This window comes from Nostoc sp. UCD121, from assembly GCF_014222285.1.
Taxonomy (GTDB): Bacteria; Cyanobacteriota; Cyanobacteriia; order Cyanobacteriales; family Nostocaceae; genus Nostoc.
The window spans coordinates 18,307-27,074 of the sequence record NZ_JACKZS010000098.1 but is presented as its reverse complement, the minus strand read 5'-3'; the positions used below and the strand labels follow the sequence as shown (position 1 = coordinate 27,074).

Genomic DNA, 8,768 nt, shown 5'->3' with positions numbered 1-8,768 from the left:
ATATATTTATGTAGGTTGGGTGGAGTGAAACGCAACCCAACATTACCACCAAATTTTATGTTGGGTTACGCTATCGCTGCACCCAACCTACAAAACTACGGTTCTCAATGTAGACGAGGTTTATGTAAATTTGCAAACTTTATTTATTGGTTCAGTTTATCCTTTGCATATCAAATTACAGTATATTAGCTGGTTATTCAATAGGTTCCAAAAAACATCCGACTTTTCCGACTTTTCCCACCTTTTACTTGCGTCTATAGTAATCCTCTATGATTTTTGTTCGCGCAGCGTGGCGTAGTCCTACTTACTTGCATGGGTAGGCAATAGGAAAGAAGGCTTTTTGAGTTGTACGAAGTTCTCTTCAAAAATCAAATGTGAGTTATGTATATTACTTGCAATAACTCAGTTGCATTTAAAAGAGTAATAGTGGGAGTAGTTTAAGCTTGTTTTAGTATATTTTCTATAAACATTACTAAGTAGAAAATAAAACTATTAATTAAAAAAGCCCCCAATAGGGGGCCTATTAAGTTGTTCGCGTGGAGTAAACAACTAAATAATTAATACTCACAGGAGATAGAGTAATCCGAACAAAATAATCCAAATCACATCAACGAAGTGCCAGTAGATTTCGGCTGCTTCAATACCAAAGTGCTTTTCGTTACTATAGTGACCCGGAACGCGCGATCGCCACAACACGGCAACAATAGCCAAAACACCAATGGTAACGTGCAATCCGTGGAAACCAGTCAAAACGTAAAATGAACTAGCAAATAAATTGGTAGTTAAACCAAATTCTAAATGGGTATATTCAAATACTTGACCCACTAAGAAAATAGCACCCATTACAGCGGTAATTGCTAACCAGATTCGCGCACCCCGCGCATCGTTCTTTTTGATAGCAGTGTCAGCATTGTGCATGACAAAACTACTAGAAATTAGATTGATGGTGTTGACTCCAGGTAACAATAGTTCTAATTCTGGAGTACCTGCTGGCGGCCACACAGGTAAGGTAGCACGGAAAGCTAAGTAGGCTCCGAATAGTCCCATGAAAATCATCCCTTCAGCAATCAGGAAGACAATTAGCCCAAACAGACGATGGTCTGGATGTTCTTCATGATGACCGACGGAGGCTTCCGCCGCGTGATGATGATTTAGTTCGGTTTTAGCTGGGTCAATAGTTTGACTTTGCATGAATTTTTATAAGTGGGGAGTGGGGAGTGGGGAATGGGGAATGGGGAGTAGAGGAGAATAAATTCCTAGTCCCCAATTCCCAGTCGCAGTTTATTTCCGATCTTCGGGATTGGCAGCAACGGCTGGATCGGGTTCTGCTCTTAATACTGAGTTTGGGCCGCCAGACAAGATTGGATTGGGATCGGATAAGGGTACACCTTCATTAGCCTTTTCCAAGCCGTAATCATAGGGGCCGGTAGCCAGTACTGGAGTTTGATCAAAATTCTCGATCGCAGGTGGTGATGTCGTCATCCACTCTAAGGTCAATGCTCTCCAGGGATTATTACCAGCTTTCTCGCCGTATAACCAACTCCAAACGGCATTAATGATGAAGGGGAATGTTGAAATTGCCAGTATGTAAGAACCATACGTACAAATTTCGTTCAATGTGGTGAATTTGGGATCGTATTGGGCGATACGGCGATTCATGCCCATTAAACCCAGTTTGTGCATGGGTAAGAAGGTCATGTTTAGACCGACAATAGTCAAGGCAAAGTGAACCTTACCCCAAAATTCGTTGATCATCCGTCCCGTCATTTTTGGGAACCAGTGGTAGATGGCGGCAAAAATCCCTAGAACGCTACCACCAAATAGCACATAGTGCAAGTGGGCTACCACAAAATAGGTGTCGTGAACGTGAATGTCAAAGGGCACTGCTGCCAACATCACACCACTGATACCGCCGATTACAAAGGTGCCAACAAAGCCGATGGCGAACAACATCGCACTGTTAAGCTGGATTTTTCCACCCCACATGGTTGCTAACCAGCTAAATATTTTAATCCCTGTGGGTACAGCGATGATCATGGTAGTGATCATAAAGAACATCCGCAACCAGCCGGGGATGCCACTGGTAAACATGTGGTGGGCCCAGACGATTAGCCCCAAAAAGCTGATTGCTAGAGATGAATAAGCGATCGCTTTATAGCCAAAAATCGGCTTGCGGGAATGCACGGGGATAATTTCTGAAATTGCGCCAAAGAAGGGCAAAATCATGATGTAAACCGCAGGGTGGGAGTAAAACCAGAACATGTGCTGGTATACTACTGGGTCGCCACCGCCAGTTGGGTTAAAAAATGTTGTCCCGGCAATTAAGTCAAAGGAAAGCAGAATCAGACCAGCTGCGAGGACTGGGGTTGATAGCAAAACTAGTGCCGAAGTAGCGAACATTGCCCAGCAGAACAAGGGCATTTGATGAACGCCCATGCCAGGAATACGCATCTTCAGCAATGTCACCAGGAAATTTATCGCCCCCAAAATAGATGATGTACCCAACAGCAAGACACTCATAATCCAAATGCCTTGCCCCACTTGCCCTGTTACCAAACTCAGGGGAGGGTAGGAAGTCCAACCTGCATCCGGTGCATCGCCTACCGCTAAACTGGCGATTAGCAGTATACCCGCAGGGGGGATCATCCAAAAGGCAACAGCATTCAGCCGAGGAAATGCCATATCTTTTGCCCCAATCATCAGGGGAATTAGATAGTTAGCAAACCCTGCCCCGGTTGGCACGATCCACAAAAAAATCATGATCGTGGCGTGCAGTGTAAACAGGCTGTTGTAGACTTCGGGGGTAACAAAATCTACCTCTGGAGTTCGCAGTTCTGTGCGAACCAAGTCAGCCATTACGCCGCCAATGCAGTAGAAAATAAACGAAGTGACTAGGTATTGAATCCCAATCACCTTATGGTCGGTTTGAAAGCCAAAGAAGTCTTGCCATTTTCTGTTCCCCGGTTCCTCACTAAGGGCGGGGATATTGGCAGTTTCTTGCAACTGAGCTTGGGTCATAGTCATTAGTCATTAGTCATTAGTCATTGGTCATTAGTCACTGGATTTTGACTAAATAACATATTGACTAATGGTGAACTTGATGGAGGATTTCTGGCTTAATTCCCATATCCTTGGTGTAAGGAGCGAGAAATTCATTTGGGGATAAATCGGCAGGGTTAACAGCAACGGCTTGATTTAGTGTTTCTTTGCTGGCAACTAGCTGTTCTTGCATCCATTTGTCAAAGGCTTCTTCTGGCTCAACAACTACTGTTGCTCTCATTGCACCGTGGTAGGGGCCACAAAGTTCAGCACAGATTAGGACATAATCTCCTGCTTTTTTGGGGGTGAAGCGAATCTCGCTTTGCCTACCGGGGATCGCATCTTGTTTCAGGCGGAACTCTGGAACCCAAAAGGCATGGATGACATCGTTGGCTGTCATATTGATTTCCACTTCTCGCCCGATGGGTACGTGCATTTCACCTGTAGTTATACCAGTTTCAGGATAGGTGAAAAGCCAAGCATATTGTAGACCTGTGACGTTGACCTGTAATCCTGCTGGTTTACCTGCTTTATCAGGAGTTCCCCCAATTGTCGGAGCAACAATACCCACACCGGGAGCATTCCGCAGTTGGGGAATTTGGTCAGCATTACGAACTTCTGCCGTAGCTGGGTCTTGCATTGCCTCATCAGATTTTTCTTGATTGAGGTTGGGTTCGGTGCTAGGAGGAGTATCACTTAAAGTTGCCGCCATCGCACTTCCAGGCATTGCCATTGACTCCTGATTCATCATCGGCGCTTGATGGATAGCATGGGGATCAAAGCCACCGATTTCGTTGTAGACATCAAAGCTATAAACAGAAATACCGATAACGATAATTGCGGGGATCGCCGTCCAGAGAATTTCTAGAGGTACATTGCCCTCAACGGGTGGGCCGTCTTCATTGTCACCTGCACGCCGACGGTATTTAAATGCAGAGTAAATCAAAATACCTTCTACGAGCAGGAATATACCTGTAGAAATGATCATCATCGCGTTGAACAGACCATCAACTAATTCGGCTTCATCCGTGGCTGCTGCTGGCAACAGCCCGTGATTTTGACCGTACCAAAAGCTGACTAGCGTTAGCACGATGCCAATGAGTAATGTCCAGATTGAACTTGGAATCTTCACGGCTTACTTAATTGAATTTACTACGTTATCTTAAACCTGCTCACTTACTAAGGTAGTCTAGGCTGGAAGGCATGGAGTACAAAGGTCTGAAATTTTTATTAATTTTTTTAACTATTTTACTAATTTTGGGTACAAGGTGACTATCAGGAGGCAGGGGGCAGAGGGTAGGAGTAACCCAGATGTATTTAAAAGTATGGGATTTAACGACTGGGTTTTATACCCAAAATGAAAGTTTTGATTCATAATTATTTCCTTGTGCCTTCTCCGAAAATCAGTAGAAAAACTTAAGGAAAAATTTAGAATGTTTAAATTAATTGTGATTAATCAATTTTTCACATCTTGAAAAATACCTAAAGCTTCAGGCAAAACCTTTCTGGAGTGATTCAAAGTATAAGTGAGTGCTAATCTATAAACCCTTAGCCTATACGCTAGGGTGAAGATAGGACGCTAAAAGAAAATTGAAAATTTTAAGAGAGCCACCAAGAATGGGCAGAAGGTATCATTCATGAGCGAATTTGTCCTACAACAAAATGAAGCGGCAGTTGAGCAGCAAAAACCCAAGGAAATGATTCGTCGCTTGGTGTGGAAAATATGCATAGCCACCTTAATTTTGATGGCAATAGGCAGCGCCACCCGTGTTATGAATGCTGGACTTGCTTGCCCAGACTGGCCCTTATGCTATGGCGAACTGGTACCAGCCAAGCAAATGAATCTCCAAGTGTTTTTGGAGTGGTTTCACAGATTGGATGCAGCTTTAATTGGTGTAAGCGCGATCGCACTTTTTGGTTTGTCCTGGTGGCATCGTCGTTTCTTACCTAGATGGCTGCCTTGGGCATCTACATTCGCCCTATTTTTAATCGTCTTCCAAGGCATCTTGGGAGGACTCACCGTTACCGAACTGTTGCGGTTTGATATTGTTACTGCTCATTTAGGAACGGCGCTGTTATTTTTTTGCACCCTCCTGATTATCGGCACGGCACTCACCCCTTATCAGGGGACTGGAACCGTTGGTAAGTTGCCTTGGGTAGGTTTAACTGCCGCTATTCTGGTTTACCTGCAAAGTCTGCTAGGTGCTTTGGTAGGTTCTCGCTGGGCGCTACACCAATGCTTCGGAGGTTCTCAACTTTGTACTGTAATGTACAGCCATATTGCTGGTTTGGTGCCGCCAACAGTGACAACCTTGGCAATGGTATTTATCTGTTGGCGTACACCAGCACTACATCCAGCCTTGCGGCGACTGGCAAATATAGCTGGTGGTTTGTTGACCTTACAAATTTTGTTGGGATTCGCCACTTTCAAATTACATCTCCAAGTCGAGCCTCTCACCGTCTCCCACCAAATTATAGGAGCAGCTTTGCTAGGTACTTTGGTGGCTTTCACAGTTCTCGCACAGCGTGACTCAGTTAGTGCTGATTCACGTGTCCTGAGTGTTGAATAGGGAATTGGGAATGGGGCATTGGGCATTGGTTCTTCTCCCTAATCTCCCCTGCTCCCCACTCCCCACTCAACGACGAAGGACGCAACGGCGAGTATTGCGACCCACCCAGGGACAGAAAATCTGTGTTTTTATTTGCCTGAAAGAGCCAGCTTGAGCGGGGGCTGCATATAAGTTGTTGAAAAATAAGGAACCAGAGCCAAAATGATTGAGACTAATGTCTCTCGCCACCACGAAACATTTTTCCAGGTAGTTCAAAGTTATTACCAGCTAACGAAGCCTCGGATTATTCCGTTGCTTTTGATTACCACGGCTGGGAGTATGTGGATTGCTGCTAAGGGAGAAGTAGACCCATTGCTGTTGCTAGTAACTCTCACTGGTGGCACTTTGGCTGCTGCAAGCGCCCAGACGATTAACTGTATCTACGATCGCGATATTGATTATGACATGGAGCGGACGCGCCATCGTCCGATGCCTTCCGGTAAGGTGCAGCCACGCGATGCTCTAATTTTTGCGATCACACTGGCGACGCTTTCTTTTACGCTCTTAGCAGTATTTGCTAATTTGTTAGCCGCGCTGCTAGCTTTCTCTGGCATTGTCTTTTACATTTTGGTCTATACCCACTGGCTGAAACGCCACACTCCTCAGAATATCGTTGTTGGTGGTGCGGCTGGGGCAATTCCGGCTTTAGTGGGTTGGGCTGCTGTCACGGGGACATTAAGCTGGTCAGCATGGCTGATTTTTGCCATCGTCTTCTTGTGGACACCACCCCATTTCTGGGCGCTAGCTCTAATGATTAAAGATGACTACGCAAAAGTTGGGATACCAATGTTACCTGTGATTGAAGGTGCTACGGCAACTGTAAAGCAGATTTGGTACTACACGCTGGTGACAGTATTTGCAACCGTGTTGTTGTTTTATCCTTTGGGCGCAAGTGGAATTCTTTATGCTGCGATCGCTGTCAGTCTGGGAGGATTATTTATCCACAAATCTTGGCGTTTGTTGCACAACCCAGAGGATCGCGCTGTAGCTAAAGAGTTGTTTCTCTTTTCCATCTCCTACATGATGCTGTTGTGTCTGGGGATGGTAGTTGATAGTCTTCCCATTACCCATAATTTAATTAGTGCGGTGAGTAATCATCTGCATTTTATTGGATAGGAGATGGAAAATTTAGCGATCGCGTTTGGTAAAGTGGCGCGATCGCATTTTCAGAAATTAAAAATTATACATAATAATTAGAGTTTTGCAGATTTGCGATTAAAAGTAAAATTTCAGTCATAGGCAAATTGATCAAAAAGCTAAATGAAGTTGTAAAAAATCTAAATGTTGACAAATTACATTCGTACAGCATTGCACAAAGCAACCTACGAGTTGCTTGAGGATGGAACTTTTTATAGCGAAATTCCAGAATGTCAAGGAGTTTGGGCAAACGCTGCAACACTAGAAGCTTGCCGGGAAGATTTGCAAGATGCTCTTGAAGGATGGATTATTTTAGGATTGCGTTTAGGTCATACTCTACCGATACTTGATGGTGTTGACCTGAATTTCACCAAAGAGGTTGCCTAATGCCACCCTTTGGATCGATTAATCGGCGGGATCTGATTCGTTATCTGAAAAATGCAGGTTTTGATGGCCCTTACCCAGGTGGTAAGCATCAATACATGGTGAAAGTTGAATTAAAGCTGACAATTCCCAATCCGCATCAGGGAGACATTAGCCCAAGCTTATTAAATAGAATATTACCTCAAGCTAATATAAGCAGAGATGAATGGGAGGCGTTATAAATTATATGCTCGTATAACGACTATCTGGATCATCTCCAACGAGAAATAGAATTTCAGTCATAGCGAATCTTTCCTTAACCACTAAATTTTACAATTTACAAGCCCTAACAAGGGAGAAAAAATCCTCCCAAGCGCCCGAATAACCAAATATCAACTTTCTTCCCTCTCCACCCCAAAAAGTAGGAAATGATCCTTCTGGTGCATGAATACTAAAAGTAAGTTCAGAATATTCTTTCCAGCGATTATTGACACGCCAACCTAAGCGTTCGCCTACTTTAATCCAATCCCGGTCTAATTTTGACCAAATTTGGCTTTGGATACTAAAGCCAAAACGCCCGTTGCTATACTTTAGCCAAAGTTAATTAATCTTACTAATATCTTGGCAGGGGAATCTTTTGATACTCTCTGAGTTAAGCCAGCCATCTTGTTCTTGACAAGATATTTTCAACATCAGTGTGCCAGTTACTCGATCAGCATCTTTCCACTTACCTGTTTTTAGCAAACTAATTAACATCTGTTCGTGATCTATTCGTAAAAGAAAAAAATCATCTGACTGTGCTGAAGTCTTGCGTTTGCCAAAAATTCCGTTACCATCGGCAGAAATTTTTGCTTCACTTACTCCTTTTCCCATTTCCACCACCAATGCTCTGAGTAAACGTCATCTTCTTGAATAATGACCTCACTGGTTTTAGGATTAATTTTTCCCTTGATTTTAATGCGATAAGTCCAGCCTAAACCTACATCTCTAACATTTAAATTTCCATCAAATGAGTTCCCATCCTGTTTAGCAATACAGAGAGTAACAAATATATGGTTTCGACTTCTGGATTTGCCAGACCAAGTACCAACTATTGAAAAAGGTAAAAGTTTTAATTCTATATTCGATTCGGGTGGCAAATCATTATCCGTGGCTTCATAAGTTCTGCTAAATCCACCCTCACCCAAAAGTCGTATTACCCGAAAACGGTTTCTGAATAATGGTGTGAGTGTTTGTCCACACTTAATGCAAAACTTATTGTCATCAGGGTTAAAGGGATTTGAACAACTGGAATTAGAACAGTAAAGCATATTTGAAAATATATCAACAGATATTATCTATATTGAGTTTTCCCAATTTATGCTTACTGGGTTTCACGAGGCTTTATATTTTTGAGCAGATTTACTTCTAGTGGCGGCTCCAGTCTCAAGTTACTTTTGCTAGCGTAGTGAGTGATATTAACTTGTGTGTACACCGTAGCCTTACTAAGGGGAAGTTAGAGGAGGTGAGAAGAACTTGTGTGTACACTGTAGCCTTTTAGAAGGGAGGTCAGCACAATTCGCAATTCGCAATTAATGCCCCAGGATTTATCCTTGGACTTGAACCAAGCAAAGTTTAAAA

The 8,768-nt window shown here is 43.4% G+C and carries 8 protein-coding genes and 2 pseudogenes; 5 read left to right on the top strand and 5 right to left on the bottom strand.

All coding sequences use genetic code 11. From position 1 onward, the window contains the following. On the top strand, positions 1–189 hold a 189-nt coding region (locus tag GNF10_RS20490), incomplete at its 5' end, for a hypothetical protein (protein ID WP_221644651.1). A 375-nt stretch (positions 190–564) separates the two neighbouring features. Here the strand turns inward: GNF10_RS20490 and GNF10_RS20485 are convergent. From GNF10_RS20485 to GNF10_RS20475, 3 genes are all read right to left on the bottom strand, one after another. Then, positions 565–1,191 carry a heme-copper oxidase subunit III gene (locus tag GNF10_RS20485; protein ID WP_185588057.1) on the bottom strand — a complete coding sequence of 209 codons (627 nt, stop codon included), beginning with the start codon at positions 1,189–1,191 and terminating at the stop codon, positions 565–567. 90 nt (positions 1,192–1,281) lie between these two features. Beyond that, complete coding sequence (gene ctaD, locus GNF10_RS20480) at positions 1,282–3,018, bottom strand: cytochrome c oxidase subunit I (protein WP_185580207.1); 1,737 nt, start codon at positions 3,016–3,018, stop codon at positions 1,282–1,284. 67 nt (positions 3,019–3,085) lie between these two features. Then, entirely contained in the window at positions 3,086–4,171 is a 1,086-nt protein-coding gene (locus GNF10_RS20475) for a cytochrome c oxidase subunit II (RefSeq protein ID WP_185580205.1), read from the bottom strand. Positions 4,172–4,676: 505 nt separating this feature from the next. On the opposite strand from GNF10_RS20475, the gene GNF10_RS20470 reads away from it, so the two are divergent. The 4 genes from GNF10_RS20470 (at position 4,677) to GNF10_RS20455 (ending at position 7,390) form a co-directional block, all read left to right on the top strand. Continuing rightward, positions 4,677–5,609, top strand: a complete 933-nt coding sequence (locus tag GNF10_RS20470; protein ID WP_185580203.1) for a heme A synthase — start codon at positions 4,677–4,679, stop codon at positions 5,607–5,609. A 201-nt stretch (positions 5,610–5,810) separates the two neighbouring features. Then, on the top strand, positions 5,811–6,764 hold the full coding sequence (locus GNF10_RS20465) for a heme o synthase (protein ID WP_185580201.1): 954 nt from the start codon (positions 5,811–5,813) through the stop codon (positions 6,762–6,764). 165 nt (positions 6,765–6,929) lie between these two features. Beyond that, entirely contained in the window at positions 6,930–7,172 is a 243-nt protein-coding gene (locus GNF10_RS20460) for a type II toxin-antitoxin system HicB family antitoxin (RefSeq protein ID WP_094348053.1), read from the top strand. Further along, the gene (locus GNF10_RS20455; protein WP_185583852.1) at positions 7,172–7,390 is read left to right on the top strand and encodes a type II toxin-antitoxin system HicA family toxin; all 219 of its coding nucleotides are present in this window, start codon (positions 7,172–7,174) and stop codon (positions 7,388–7,390) included. The genes GNF10_RS20460 and GNF10_RS20455 overlap by 1 nt, the downstream gene beginning before the upstream one ends. Positions 7,391–7,478: 88 nt before the next feature. Here the strand turns inward: GNF10_RS20455 and GNF10_RS38705 are convergent. Then, positions 7,479–7,904: pseudogene (locus GNF10_RS38705) on the bottom strand (GUN4 domain-containing protein). 383 nt (positions 7,905–8,287) lie between these two features. Then, a pseudogene (locus GNF10_RS39495) lies at positions 8,288–8,458 on the bottom strand (4-Cys prefix domain-containing protein); the annotation flags it as partial. Between the last annotated feature and the right edge of the window lie 310 nt (positions 8,459–8,768).